Annotated in this window: 13 protein-coding genes and 1 pseudogene; 3 read left to right on the top strand and 11 right to left on the bottom strand. The window is 62.6% G+C overall.

Going from position 1 to position 13615, the window contains the following annotated elements:
* The 11 genes from ACQZ2L_RS07770 to ACQZ2L_RS07720 form a co-directional block, all read right to left on the bottom strand.
* On the bottom strand, positions 1-1419 hold the full coding sequence (locus ACQZ2L_RS07770) for an aldehyde dehydrogenase family protein (RefSeq protein ID WP_430325515.1): 1419 nt from the start codon (positions 1417-1419) through the stop codon (positions 1-3).
* Between the two features lie 13 nt (positions 1420-1432).
* Positions 1433-2473, bottom strand: coding sequence for a homoserine dehydrogenase (locus ACQZ2L_RS07765; protein WP_430325514.1), 1041 nt, complete (start codon positions 2471-2473; stop codon positions 1433-1435).
* 103 nt (positions 2474-2576) lie between these two features.
* Entirely contained in the window at positions 2577-3014 is a 438-nt protein-coding gene (locus ACQZ2L_RS07760) for an Lrp/AsnC family transcriptional regulator (protein ID WP_430325513.1), read from the bottom strand.
* A complete protein-coding gene (gene thrC / locus ACQZ2L_RS07755) occupies positions 3011-4399 on the bottom strand; it encodes a threonine synthase (RefSeq protein WP_430325512.1) in 1389 nt (462 codons plus the stop codon). Before thrC ends, ACQZ2L_RS07760 begins: the two co-directional genes overlap by 4 nt.
* A gap of 32 nt (positions 4400-4431) precedes the next feature.
* Complete coding sequence (locus ACQZ2L_RS07750; RefSeq protein ID WP_430325511.1) at positions 4432-5322, bottom strand: LysR substrate-binding domain-containing protein; 891 nt, start codon at positions 5320-5322, stop codon at positions 4432-4434.
* A 49-nt stretch (positions 5323-5371) separates the two neighbouring features.
* Positions 5372-6811: an amino acid permease gene (locus tag ACQZ2L_RS07745; RefSeq protein ID WP_430325510.1), complete on the bottom strand. Its 1440-nt coding sequence runs from the start codon at positions 6809-6811 to the stop codon at positions 5372-5374.
* Between the two features lie 141 nt (positions 6812-6952).
* Positions 6953-8194 (bottom strand): cystathionine gamma-synthase family protein, encoded by a 1242-nt coding sequence (locus ACQZ2L_RS07740; RefSeq protein ID WP_430325509.1) that lies wholly within the window; start codon positions 8192-8194, stop codon positions 6953-6955.
* Between the two features lie 130 nt (positions 8195-8324).
* The gene (locus ACQZ2L_RS07735; RefSeq protein ID WP_430325508.1) at positions 8325-9947 is read right to left on the bottom strand and encodes a methyl-accepting chemotaxis protein; all 1623 of its coding nucleotides are present in this window, start codon (positions 9945-9947) and stop codon (positions 8325-8327) included.
* Positions 9948-10060: 113 nt separating this feature from the next.
* Entirely contained in the window at positions 10061-10225 is a 165-nt protein-coding gene (locus tag ACQZ2L_RS07730; RefSeq protein ID WP_430325507.1) for a DUF2256 domain-containing protein, read from the bottom strand.
* Complete coding sequence (locus ACQZ2L_RS07725; RefSeq protein ID WP_430325506.1) at positions 10222-11766, bottom strand: cryptochrome/photolyase family protein; 1545 nt, start codon at positions 11764-11766, stop codon at positions 10222-10224. The genes ACQZ2L_RS07730 and ACQZ2L_RS07725 overlap by 4 nt, the downstream gene beginning before the upstream one ends.
* Complete coding sequence (locus tag ACQZ2L_RS07720; RefSeq protein ID WP_430325717.1) at positions 11760-12065, bottom strand: DUF6482 family protein; 306 nt, start codon at positions 12063-12065, stop codon at positions 11760-11762. Before ACQZ2L_RS07720 ends, ACQZ2L_RS07725 begins: the two co-directional genes overlap by 7 nt.
* 135 nt (positions 12066-12200) lie before the next feature.
* Between ACQZ2L_RS07720 and ACQZ2L_RS07715 the strand changes: the two genes are divergently transcribed.
* The 3 genes and pseudogenes from ACQZ2L_RS07715 (at position 12201) to ACQZ2L_RS07705 (ending at position 13613) form a co-directional block, all read left to right on the top strand.
* The gene (locus ACQZ2L_RS07715) at positions 12201-12416 is read left to right on the top strand and encodes a TIGR02450 family Trp-rich protein (RefSeq protein WP_430325505.1); all 216 of its coding nucleotides are present in this window, start codon (positions 12201-12203) and stop codon (positions 12414-12416) included.
* Between the two features lie 81 nt (positions 12417-12497).
* A pseudogene (locus tag ACQZ2L_RS07710) lies at positions 12498-13061 on the top strand (PAS domain-containing protein); the annotation flags it as partial.
* Positions 13062-13091: 30 nt separating this feature from the next.
* Positions 13092-13613 carry a methyl-accepting chemotaxis protein gene (locus ACQZ2L_RS07705; RefSeq protein WP_224785536.1) on the top strand — a complete coding sequence of 174 codons (522 nt, stop codon included), beginning with the start codon at positions 13092-13094 and terminating at the stop codon, positions 13611-13613.
* Positions 13614-13615 lie beyond the last annotated feature (2 nt).

Raw genomic sequence — 13615 nt, 5'->3', positions numbered from 1 at the left:
TCAGCCCAGATCGTTGATGCACACCACTTTCGGCTGGGTCATGTCCTCATAAGCGAAGCGCACCCCTTCCCGACCGAGGCTGCCGTACTTGAAGCCGCCAAACGGCATGGCATCGAAGCGATAGTCCGACGAATCATTGATCATCACCCCACCCGCTTCGATCTGCCTGGCAAGCTTCAAGGCTTTACCCAGATCGCGGGTGAAAACTCCCGCGTGCAGGCTGTATTCCAGGGCATTGGCCAGTGCCACTGCTTCGTCCAGCTGGTCGAAGGGCTCAAGAATCACCACCGGCGCAAACACTTCCTGCTGCCAGATCTGGCTGGTATGGCTGACCTGCTCCAGCACCGTTGGTGCGTAACTGGCGCCCTTGCGCTGGTGACCGCAAAGTAGCTGCGCACCCTCGCTGATCGCCTCGTTGACCAACTGCTCGGTACGGCGCGCGGCCTGCTCGGTGACCATCGGCCCGACATCGGTTTCACGCAGGGCCGGGTCGCCCAACACCAAGGCGCGAGCCTGGGCGACAAAGCGTGCGCGGAACGCTTCATAGATTGGCCGTTGCACCAGAATCCGCTGAGTGCCGATGCAGTTCTGCCCCGCCGCCCAGAACGCCCCGGAGACACACGACTCGACCGTCGGCTCCAGATCGCAGTCTTCCAGCACCAGCACCGGTGCGTTGCCGCCCAGGTCCATCGCCAGCTTTTTCAGGCCGGCACTGCGGGCAATCGACTCGCCGGTAACAAAACCGCCGGTGAACGACACCATGCGCACCTCGCGCAGTTCGACCAGCGCCTTGCCCAACTCGACCCCACCGGTCACGGCAGTGACCACCGAGTCCGGCAAACCTGCCTGCAGCAGGCATTCGACCAGCTTCAGCGCAGACAGCGGCGCCAGCTCGGACGGTTTCAGAATCAGCCCATTGCCCCCGGCAATCGCTGGCCCTAGTTTATGCGCGACCAGGTTGAGCGGATCGTTGTACGGCGTGATCGCGACGATCAAGCCCAACGGCTCGCGACTGAACCAGCCCTGACGCGATTCCGAGCCCTCATAGGACTCGAACGGCACCACCTCACCGGCATTGCGCCGCGCCTCTTCTGCCGACAGCTTGAGGGTATTGACGCAGCGTTTGACCTCTTTCTCGGCCTGGCGCAAGGTCTTGCCAGCCTCGGCGACGATCAATTCGGCAAACGCCTGGGCTTGCTCCTGCACCCGCCGCGCCGCCTCTTCTAACACCCGTGCGCGCTGATGGCGCGGCATTGCCGCGGCCTGGCGCACACCGTGCCGGGCACGCTCGAGGATGGCCGGCACCGCACTGGCATCCAGGCACGGCACACTGCCGATCAGGCGGCCGTCGTAAGGGCTGAACACATCGATCTGCTGCGCCTCGACCAGTTGCACATTGACCTTGCTGGCTACGCTCATGGCTGCTCTCCGCTTACTGCTGCTGGCTGGTGTGGATGGCGACGATGTCCGAGAGCAAGGCAAAGGCGGTTTCGATCTTGCCTGCACCCGGGCCGGACACCGTGACCGCGCCGACCAGCTCAGTGGTGAACGACACCGCATTGGTTGCCCCGCTGATGCCGGCCAGTGGATGGCTGAGCGGCAACAAACGTGCAGCAACACTGGCTTGCACCGAGCCGTCGGCCTGGCGCTGGGCCGCACCGATCAGCTTCCAGCACTGGCCATTGCGGCTGGCGGTGGCGATGTCTTCAGCGCTGATGTTGCTGATACCCGAACAGGCGACGTCGCTGATCTGTAGCTTGGCGTTGAGCAGCTCGTTGGCGAGGATCACCACTTTCAAACGCACGTCATAGCCATCGACGTCAGCGCTTGGGTCCGCTTCGGCATAGCCGAGTTGCTGGGCCTGGGCCACTGCCGCGGCAAAGCTCAGGCCTTCCTGCATGCGGGTCAGAACATAGTTGGAGGTGCCGTTGAGGATGCCTTCGAAACCTTGCACTTCAGCACCCGCCAGCGCTTGCCTGGCCAGGCGAATCACCGGTGTACCGCTCATGACCGAACCTTCGTACTCGAAGGCGACGTCGTGGCGTTGAGCCAAGGCCTTGAGCTCACTGCCGTGCAGGGCAATCGGGCCCTTGTTGGTGGTGACCACATGAATGCCGCTTTCCAGCGCCCAGCGGCAGAAGGTGCTGGCGGGTTCGCCGTCGACAGGATTGGTGAAAGTCGCCTCCGCGATGATGTCAGCGCCGGATTGCTTGATCACCGTCTCGGTGAAAGCTTCGGCGGTGCCACCATGCAGTTTGGCAAAGGCGCCCTTCTCGGCTGGCAGGGCCACCAGTTGGGCGGCATCGAGACCGTCGCGGTTGACGATCGAGCCAAGGAAGATATCGCTGACGCCGACGATCTTCAGGCTGAAACCCAGGCTTGCCTGCCAGCGGGCATTACGCTCGGCAACCAGCTGCGCCAGGCCACGGTTGACCCCACCAAAACCCACCAATGCAATTTTATATTCAGTCATGTCTGCGTTGCTCTCAGGCGTTGTTTGATGGAGTCAGCCTAAGGGTTCGCCGCAGTCAGTTGAATTGGTCAGAATGCTGCATTTGTTGGTCGTTTTGCCCGCATCAGTGCTCGGCCGAGAGCACGAACGAGGTCACCGTGTTTTCTACGCCGGACATACCGGCGATCTCCTTCCAGACCATATGCACACGCTCGGGCGAGGCGGCATTGACCCGTAACATCAGGTCGAACTCACCGCTGAGCACTTCGCACTGGACCACCTCGGGAATGCTGCGCAAGCCGGCCAGCACATCGGCGCCGCGCATGCGGTCATAGCGGTAGACAAAGATCACCGCGCTGATCAATGAAGATGCCCGCCGTGAGTCGCCGAGGCGGATGGTATAGCCCTGGATTGCGCCATCGCGCTCCAGCCGCTCGATCCGCTGGCGCACCGCGTTACGCGACAGATTGACCTTGGCGCCCAATTCGGCATGGCCGATGCGCGCATTGGCGGTCAGCTCGGCCAGGATATGTTCGTCCAGTGGATCAAGAATGCGCTTCATGGCCGCACCCGCGTTGCTTGGCGCAGCGCCTGGATCAAGCCTGCCAGATCGCCCGCTTGCAGGCCTGTGCGCGCCACGCTCGGTGCTGCGACGGTAGCAACCGGGCCAGGCCAAACCCCAAGTTCAGCCAGCAGGCCAGCCGATTTGCTCGGCGCGATTTGCCCGAGGGTGACCATCGGTGCACCCAGGCTGCGGCGCTGAATGCGCCCCGACAGCGCGCCGACGGCGGTGTGTGGGTCGACGGCTGCACCGGTCTCGGCAAACAACCGCAGCACCTCTTCGCGGATCTGCAGCTCCTCAACCGCGTGTGAGTCGAACAGCACCCGCGCCCGCAGCCATTGCTGATTGCCGATGCTCAGCTCACCGCACGCCTCGAAGTGCTCCATCAACGCCCGCACCGCATGCCCATCATGGTCATACAGCTCCCAGATAAACCGCTCGAGGTTGGAGTACAGCGAGAAGTCCATGGCCGGCGATGAGGTGCGGTTGCTCTGTCGGGTCGAGTAGCGGTTGCGCTGGATGAAGTGATGCAGGGCGTCGTTGCTGTTGGTCGAGACGATCACCTGGTTGATCGGCAAGCCCATCTTTTGCGCGATGTAGCCCGCGTAGATTTCGGCAAAGCTCGCCGCTGGCACGCTGAAGGCCACCGGCCGCGTGCCGCCGCCAAGCTGCAGTGCGGCGTGAAAGTAGTAGACGATCTGCGCCAGCACCCCGACCCAGTTGGTCGAGTTGAAGCAGATCGGCGTCACCTCAGGCAACGGCCATTGGCGCAGCAGGCGCGACACCAGGGTCTGACAATCGTCAAAACTGCCTGCTACCGGGATCAGCGCGACCTGTTGCGGGTTTGCCTGGTGCAAGGCCGCCAACTGCGCCGGCGGCACGCCCTGTTCTGGGTACAACACGGCCAGTTGCGCGTTGGTGCAGCCAGCAAAGGCCTCGATCGCGGCCAGCCCGGTCTCGCCGTTGGTGGCACCGATTACCAGCGCCCTGCCCTGTTGTTCAGGCAAAAAGTGCGCAACCAAGCGCGCCTGCAATTGCGCAGCAAAGTCCTTGGACGACTGCGTGGGGCCATGGAACAGCTCCAGGATCCATTCGTTATGGCCGATCTGGCGCAGCGGCGTGATCGCCCGGTGATCGAAGTCGCGGTAGCTGTCGCTGAGCAGCGCGCGCAATGCAGCTTCGTCCATTGCCCCGCCCACGTAGGGCGACACCACCCGCCAGACCAACTCGTCGAATGGCAGCCATGACCAGCTGCCGATCTGCTCCGGGGTGAATTGCGGCACGGCCTGGGGCACGAACAAGCCGCCATCGTCGGCAAGCCCGGAGAGCACTACCCGGCGAAAATCGGCCAGTCCAGCTGCGCCGCGGGTGCTTACGTAATGCATGGTGACTCCTGATAAGAGCTACGCGATAAGGTCTACAAATGGCGATGGGCCTGTGCCACCAGCCAGGTGGAAAATGCGCCGGCCTCGGCGCTCAGGGTTTCGCCCTGGGCGCGGACCAGATAGAACGATTCGCTGGCTTCGATGCGCTGGCTGAACGGCGCGACCAGCGCACCAGACGCGAGCAGGTCCTCGACGATGGATGAACGCGCCAAGGCCACGCCCTGGCCCAGCTCGGCCATGCGCAAGGTGGATACCATGGTGTCGAATTGCAGGCCACGCGAGTAATCCACGGCATCGGCGCCGACTCGCTTGAGCCAATAGCCCCAGCCCTCTTCGTAGCCGAGCACATGCAGTAGGGCATGCCGGGCCAGGTCGCGCGGGTGCTGCAGGGGTGCTGCGGCCAGCAATGCAGGCGAACAGACGGGTTGCAGCACATCCCAGGTCAAGCGCTGCGACACCAGCCCCGGCCAACTGCCGGCGCCCCAACGGATCTCCAGATCGTCTTCACCGTCCGGCTCTTTCACCCACAGGTTGCTGATGAAACGGATATCGATCAGCGAGTGCTCTCGGCAAAAATCCGCCAGCCGTGGTGCCAGCCAGTACTGCAGAAAACTCAAGCTGCCACGCACCTTCACCGGGCGGCGCTGGTTGTGGCCGAAGATCTCGTTGGTGCCCACCGCCAACCGGCTGATGGCGTCCTGCACCACCGGCAGGTAGGACTGGCCTTCTTCGGTCAGGCCCAGCCCGCGTGGCAGGCGCTTGAACAGCGCGACCCCAAGGTGGCTCTCCAGCTGGCGGATCTGCTGGCTGACCGCGCCCTGAGTCAGGCACAGCTCCTCGGCCGCGTGGGTGAAGTTGAGGTAACGCGCCGACACTTCGAACGCCCGCAGCCAATTCAGCGGCGGTAGGGTTTTTTGATTCATCGGCGCAACCTCTTCGGCAATTGACTGCGTGCACTATCGCTTGTGCGGCTCAGGCGGCGCTAGCCGGACGCTGCACACCAGCCTCGGCACGCAGGCGTTGCGCACGTTTGTTGCGGGTCACCCAGTAGACGAAGTAGCACCACGCTATGAACGGCAGGCCGAAGTACAGCGCTACCCGTTGCGCCGGGTCAAAGGCAATGCCGATACAGGCCAGCAGGCAGCAGGCGATCGCGCCCAGTGGCACCCAAGGATAGCCACGCACGCGAAAGTGCAGGTCTTCGACCCGGCCGCCATTGGCCACGTAGTGGCGGCGGAAGGCAATCTGGCTGGCGGCAATGCTCATCCACACCACCACCACGGCCAGCCCCGAAATCGACACCAGTGCCAGGTACACGGTATCCGGCGCCAACACGCTGCTGAGCAACGAGGCCACGGCCCCGGCCATGCTCAGAATTATCGCGTTGACCGGCGTGCCGCGGCGCGACAGGCGCGCATAGCACTTGGGCATGTGGCCCTGATCGCTGAGGGTCCAGAGCATCCGCGAGGCGGCATACAGGCCGGAGTTGGCCGCCGACAGCAGCGCAGTCAGGATCACGAAGTTCATGATATCGGCCGAGTACGGAATGCCGATCAGCTCGAACACCAGCACGAACGGGCTTTCGACCAGGCCGGCCTGTTCGCGCGGCAGCAAGGTGGCGAGCACGAAAATGGTGCCGACGAAGAACAGCGCCAGGCGCACGATGGTCGTGCGGATCGCCTTCGGCACGCTGGTTTGGGGGTCGGCCGCTTCACCTGCGGCAATGCCGATCAGCTCGGTCCCGGAGAATGCGAACGACACGGCCAGCAAGGTCATGGCGATCGGCAGGAAGCCGGTCGGGAACAGACCTTCACGGGTAAAGTTGCTCAGCCCCGCGCCCTGCGCATGCTGCACATCGAACAGCCCACAGATCGCGCCCCCGCCGATGGCAATGAACACCACCACGGTCAGGACCTTGATCAGCGACAGCCAGAATTCGGTTTCGGCAAACAGCCGCACCGACACCACATTGCTGATGAACACCGCCAGCGCAAACAGCGCGCTCCAGATCCACACCGGCGTTTCCGGGAACCAGCGCACCATCAGGATGCCGGCTGCGGTGAACTCCGAGCCGATGGCCACCGCCCAGGTCAGCCAGTACAGCCAGGCCACCGTATAGCCTGTGCCGGGCCCCAGATAGCGGGTGGCGTAGCTGCTGAACGAGCCGGTTTCCGGCATCTGCACGGCCAACTCGCCCAGGCAGACCATGACCAGATAGACCATTACCGCGCCAATCATGTAGGCGATCACTGCGCCCAGCGGGCCGGCCTGGTTGACGGTGTAGCCGGAGGTAAGGAACAAGCCGGTGCCGATCACACCGCCTAACGCCAGCATGACGATGTGGCGGGTTTGCATGTCTTTGTTGAACGCAGGGCCGCTGCCGGCCTGCGCGTCGTTATTATGCGTATGCATGGTTTTAGTCTCATGAAAGTGGTGGCAAATAAGCCCCGCCGCGATGACGCCACGGTGAGTGTTGCAGCCAACGGTTGTTGTTATTGTCGGATTTCATGAAGCGACCCGGCGATGTGCACATCGCTCGGGTCAAGGGTCGCGCTAGGCGTGTGCGGCGCTGTTGTGGTGCTGCGTACGCTGTCGTTCGCGCAACACGGCGCAGGCATCACGCAGGTCCGCGAGCAGGTCGGCGGTGTCTTCGATGCCGACCGAGATGCGTACCAGGCCTTCGGAAATGCCTAGTGCCTGACGCTCTTCCAAGGTGTTTTCAACATGGCTGGTGGTGCGCGCCGGGCCATAGATGGTTTCGACCGCACCCAGGTTGCCGGCACGGTGGGCGTACTTGAGCAGCGGCAGCAACTGCGCTACATCGCGCATGCCGCCTTTAAGCACGAAGCTGACAATCGCGCCAAAGCCACGCATCTGCGCGCGGGCAATGGCATGCCCAGGGTGCTGCGCCAGGCCCGGGTAGTTGACCGCTTCGACCAGAGGCTCGCTGCACAGGTACTCTGCCAGCGCCTGGGCACTGGCTTGCTGCTGACGCAGGCGCAGGGCGAGGGTCTTGATCCCGCGAATGATCAGGTAGGCCGAGAACGGGTCGAGCGCAGCGCCGTTGATTTCGCGGTAATGGCGCACCTTGCTCATCAGCGTTTCGTCGCCGCAGGCAATACCGCCCAGCACATCGCCGTGGCCGGAGAGGAACTTGGTTGCGCTGTGCACCACTACGTCGACGCCAAGCGCCAGCGGATTCTGGTTCAACGGCGTAGCGAAGGTATTGTCCGCCACCACCAGCGCCCCTACCCGCTTGGCCGCTGCGACCAGGCGGCGGATGTCCAGCACCTTGAGGGTCGGATTGGTGGGGGTTTCCAGGTACACCACGTCGCAGCCACGGGCGATCTCGCGTTCGATGGCCTCGGTGTCGTAGGTATCGCACAGGGTCACTTCAACACCCATGCGCGGCAGGAATTCTTCGAAGATCTTGTTGGTGCCGCCATAGCTGTCGCGGGTCGATACCACCCGTTGGCCGCAGGCCAGCAGGCTGTGCAGCACGCCACTGATGGCGGCCATGCCGGAGCTGAAGGCGACTGCAGACTCGGCGGCCTCCAGCGCGCACAGCTTGTCCTCAAGCACGGCAACGGTGGGGTTGCTCATGCGGCTGTAGATAAACCCAGGTTGATTGCCCAGCGCCACGTCATACCAGGTGTCGATATCGTCGTAGCCATAGGCGGCGCTGGCCACGATCGGCGTCTGGGTAGCGTAGTAAGGGTGGCTGACCTGCTCGCCGCCCCACACTACGCGGGTGCCAGCGCCGACGGTGGGGTCGAGGGTTTTCTTGTTGTTCATAGCCAGTCTCGCATCAAGGGAGCACGTCGGTGCTCCGTTTGGGTATGCGAGGACTATAGGGAAGGCCAGCAATGCTGAAAAACGATGTAATGCTGGCCTGAGGGCGGTTTATTTTAATGGCTGGGGTGTTTCACAGTTGAAAGCGTTTCATCATTCCGTTCAAGCCAATCGACAGGTTGGCCAGTTCCTGGCTGGCTGCGCTGATCTGGTCGGCGCCTTCCGAGGTTTGCAGGGCCAGATCGCGGATGTTCAGCAGGTTGCGATCGACCTCGCGCGCGACTTGCGCCTGCTCTTCGGTCGCGCTGGCCACTACCAGGTTACGCTCGTGGATGGTCGATGCGCCGCTGGTGATCTCGTCCAGCGCCTGGCCGGCCAACTCCGCCACTTCGAGGGTATGCGCGACCTGCTGACTGTTGCTGAGCATCGAGTCGACCACCCGCGCGGTACCGGTGCGGATGGCATTGACCATTTCCTCGATCTCCAGCGTCGAGCTCTGAGTACGCGCGGCCAGCGCTCGAACTTCATCGGCCACCACAGCGAAGCCTCGGCCAGCCTCACCGGCCCGTGCGGCTTCGATGGCGGCATTGAGCGCCAGCAGGTTGGTCTGCCCGGCAATCGCTCCGATCACATCCAGCACCTTGCCCACCTCCTGCGACTGCACCGACAACGCCTCGATCTGCGCCGAGGCCTCGTGCACGTCATGGCGCATCTTGCCAATCGAGCGAATCGCTTCGGCTACCCGCTCACGCCCGCGCTGGGCCGCTTGTTCGGACTCGCGCGAAATGCTCGAGGTGCTGACGGTGTTGCGCGCCACCTCTTCCACCGCCACGCTCATCTCGGTGACCGCCGTAGCGGCTTGCTGGATCTCGTCGGTTTGCCGGCTGAGGTCAGTGGAGGTCTGCCGAGTGATCGCCGACATATGTTCACTGGCTGCTGCCAGTTGCTGGGACGAGTCACCGATCAGGCGCAGCGCATCCTTGAGGCTGGCCTGCATGGCCGCCAATGCACGCATCAACTGGCTGGCTTCATCGCTGCCGCTAGCCACCACGGCCTGCGACAGATCCCCGGCGGCGATATCCTGCGCCACGGCAATCGCCGCACGCAGTGGGCTGACAATGCTGCGGGTGAGCAGCCAGGCCAGGCTGAACGTCAGCAGCAGCACCAGGCCGACCACGCTGGCAGTCAGCCACAAGGCGCGCTGATAGTCCTCGCGGGCCTCGGCAGTGTGTGCGGCGGCGGTTTCGCTGCTGATCTTGACCAGGCTGTCATACAGCTCCCCGGTGCGGGTGGAAATGTCCTGCATGGTGACGCTGAGCATGCCCTGCATCTGCTCCAGCCGATTCTGATCGGACAACCCCTTGTACTGGTCGAGCAGGACGCGATATTGGCTGATCAATTGCTGCATCTCGGCAAACACTGGCTTGGCCTCTGCCGGCATCACCGCGCTATAGCCCTGCAGGCCCTTGTCCAGCAGGCCTTTGAGTTCCTCCAGGCGCGCCAGGGTGGGCGCCAGTTGCGCCGGCTGGCGGGCGATGGCCATGCGCATGGTGATGATACGCAGGCCCAGCATGTGGCTACGCACCTCGCCCAGGTAGCGCGTGCCGACGTTGGTTACCTGTTCGGTGTACACCACCGCTTCGCGCATGGTGGAGATCTTGTTGATCGAGAACACGCCGAGGATCACCACCAGTGCGGCAATCAGGCTGAAACTCAAGTAAGAGCGAGTGGCAATATTCAGGTGGCGCAAGGACATGGCTGGACTTCCGAATGCGAAGGGTGAACTGCACTACCCAATACGTTCGGCGCCTTGTAGCCAAAATTGAACGCTCAAAAGCGGATTATGCTCGATAATCGAACAGTTCCAGCCTATTGCTCATCCTGAGTGCCCTCGCCCGGGGCACTGCGCCGCGCTCGGCGGCAGCGCTCAGAGCAATATTTCACCTCACCCCAGCAGCGCTCCCAGCGCTTGCGCCAGCTGAACGGCAAGCCACAGACTGGGCAGACCTTGTGCGGCAAATGCGCTTTTTTCAAAGCGTTTCTCCTCCGTCGAGCCGGGCCAGCAGCATCTCGCCACGCTGCCACAGCGCTTCCCGGCGTTGCGGGTCCATCCCGGCCAGGCCGCGATAGACCTGCGTCAGCCGCGGGTTGAGCGCCAGTTGCTGTTCATGACGGATGAGGAAGTGCCAATACAGCGCATTGAACGGACAGGCCTGCTCACCCAGCGACTGCTCGACCTGATAAACGCAGTTGTCGCAATGGTCCGACATCCGCTGGATATAACGGCCGCTGGCGCAATAGGGTTTGGAGCCCAGGTAACCGCCGTCGGCATGCATGACCATGCCCAGGGTATTGGGCAACTCGACCCACTCGAAAGCGTCCAGATACACCGCCAGGTACCACTCGCAGATCTGCGCCGGGGCGATCCCGGCGAGCAGTGCAAAGTTGCCGGTGATCATCAGCCGTTGAATATGGTGTGCGTAGCCCAGCTCGAGGGTCTGCCCAATCGCCTGAGCCATGCAGCGCATGCCGGTGTTGCCGGTCCAATAGAACTCGGGCAGCGGACGCTGGTTGCCAAAGGCGTTGAGCTCGACGTACTCCGGCATGCGCAGCCAATAGATGCCATGCACGTACTCGCGCCAGCCGATCAGTTGGCGGATATAGCCTTCGGCTGCGTTCAGCGGTACGCGGCCCTGGCGGTAAGCGGTTTCGACATCGCTGCACAGCTGGCGCAGATCGAGCAGGCCGATGTTCAGCGCCGCGCTGATGCGTGAGTGGAACAGAAACGGCTCACCTTCAGCCATGGCGTCCTGATAATCACCGAAGGCGGCCAGGCCGAAGTCGAGAAAGTGCTGCCAGAGGGCCTGCGCCTGGGCATGATCAACCGGGTAATCGAAACCGTCGACCTTGCCGTAGTGGCTGGCAAAACGCTCGCGGACCAACGCCACCACCGCCTGGGTGATCTCGTCCTGACTGAAACGTGCCGGGAACACCCCGCGCAGATTACGCGGCAAGCGCTTGCGGTTGTCACGGTCGAAGTTCCAGGCGCCGCCCAACGGGCTGCCATCGGCTTCGAGCAGCAGCCGGCAGCGCTTGCGCATCGACCGATAGAATTCCTCCATGCGCAGCTGCTCGCGGCCTGCCGCCCAGCGCGCGAAGGCCTGACGCGAGCAGAGAAAACGCCGGTCCGGGTGCCACACCTGAACGACCGGGCAATTGCGTAAGGCTTGCTCAAGGCGCCACTCGCCGCATTCGGTGAAATGTACTTCGCTTGCACCAAGTTCGACCTGCCAGCGTTGGACTTCTCCGGGCAGGCTATGGGTATTGCCGGGTGCATCGAGCTCAACGTAAATCACTTGCCAACCAAGCTCACGTAAAGCTTTAGTAAAGTTACGCATGGCGCTGAAAATCATGATTATTTTCTGCGGATGATGCGGTACGTAGCTCGCCTCGTCCTGCACTTCGGCCAGCAGCAGGATGTCACGCTGCGGGTCCAGTGCCTGAATCGAACTCAGGTCGAACGACAGCTGGTCACCGAGTATCAGGCCCAGTCGCGGCGTACTCGCGGCTACCACGTCTGCTCCAGTGACAATGGCAGGCGCAATGGCTCGATCAGCCCTTCGCGCTGGCCGCACATCTCATCGTGCACCACATGCTGGACCAGCACGCAGCGCATCGCCGGGAAGCCCGCGAGCAAACTGCGCAAGTGCGTCGACGAGCGCAGGTGCGTCGGCCTGCCGCCCTCCTCGGCCAAGGTCTGCAGGCCCGTTGCGGTACGCACCCTGAGCAGGTAAATCCCACCCTCCAGCGACAGCAGCTCAAGCTCGTCGACCGAGCCTGCATCAGCAAGGCTGCGCAGCTGCGGCAAGGTGATCGAGGTAGTGCGGGTAGCGTCGGTCATCTGGGTGCTCCCTGTAACAAAATGGCGATTCTTGTACAATTCGCAATGCGTGTATAAGTCTATAGCCTAGACGCAAAGATATCAGCAGCCACCGCGCATGGAGCTCTCATGAACAGGTTCAACCCCCGCAAACTGGCGCTGTCGAAATGGACAGCACGCGCGCCGCAAAACCGCGAGAAGCACTTCATCGTTACCCAATTGCTGTGTGATGAAGAAGGCACGCCGCTACAGGTCGAGCTGCAGGCAGTGCTCACCGGCCGTAGTGAAGTGTTCGACTGGCAGGAGCTGCGTGACTCAACTCGATGGCTGCTGGGCTGGAAGTGAGCAGGACCACGCGGGCGCCAATTAAGTTCTGATACCTATACAGGAATAAAGTTTTGTACAAATATTAAGGGCAGTGGCTTAATGGCTTCTCCTGTGTGGGCACCGTGCCATCACGCAGATTCTGTTCCCCGAGGTTTTTCCGCCATGTTCATCCGCGCCAGCACCCATCAGCAATCGTTGCAAGCGGAACACGCTCGTCAAGCCACACTCGAGGCTGAAGTAGCTGACCTGCGCAAAACCATCACCACGCTTCAGGACGAGCATGGTGTAGCCCGGCAGCACGCCCAGGGACAGACCAGCTTCATCAACGCCATTGAACGTTCGATGGCCGTCATCGAATTTGCCCTCGACGGTCGCGTGATCAATGCCAACCCCAACTTCCTCAAAGTCATGGGCTACCGCCTGGATCAGGTCCGTGGTCAGCATCACAAGATGTTCTGCACTGCCAGCGAAATCGCCAGTGATGCTTATCGCGAGTTCTGGGCAGCGCTAAATCGTGGCACGTTCAAAGCAGGTCAATTCCCGCGCCTGGACAGCCGTGGCGCTACCGTCTGGCTGCAGGCTACCTACAACCCGCTGTATGACGAGCACGGCAAGCTTTACGGCGTGGTCAAGTTTGCCAGCGATATCACCCCTGAGATCGAGCAGCGCGAGGCTGAATCGCAAGCTGCACTGGTGGCCTTCGAGACGTCGCAGCACACCGATGAGTGCACCCAGCAGGGTTCTGCAGTGGTGCAGCAGACCGTAAACATGGTGCAGAGCATTGCCGACGAGCTCACGCAGATGGGCCAGGCGATCAGTGCGCTGAGTGAGCAGTCCGAGCAGATCGGCACCATTGTCGATGCCATCCGCAGCATTGCCGAGCAGACCAACCTGCTGGCCCTCAACGCGGCAATCGAGGCCGCCCGCGCCGGCGATCAGGGCCGCGGCTTTGCCGTGGTCGCTGATGAAGTGCGCAACCTGGCGCAGCGCACCAGCAAGGCCACCGTGGCGATCAGTGAAGTGGTCGGCAAGAATCGGGAATTGGCCCGCCAGGCGGTCGCGAGCATGCAGGCGAGCACGCTGAAGACCGAGCAAGGTGTCGAGCTTGCGCACAAGGCTGGCGCAGTGATCGAGGATATCCAGCACGGTGCGCAGCGGGTGGTTGAGGTGATTGGCCAGTTTGCCCAACGCCTGGAGCAACGCCAGCAACGGTGATC

The organism is Pseudomonas shirazensis (assembly GCF_050496565.1).
Classification (GTDB): domain Bacteria; phylum Pseudomonadota; class Gammaproteobacteria; order Pseudomonadales; family Pseudomonadaceae; genus Aquipseudomonas; species Aquipseudomonas shirazensis_A.
The sequence above is the reverse complement of the archived record's forward strand: the minus strand, read 5'-3'. Positions and strand labels throughout refer to the sequence as shown.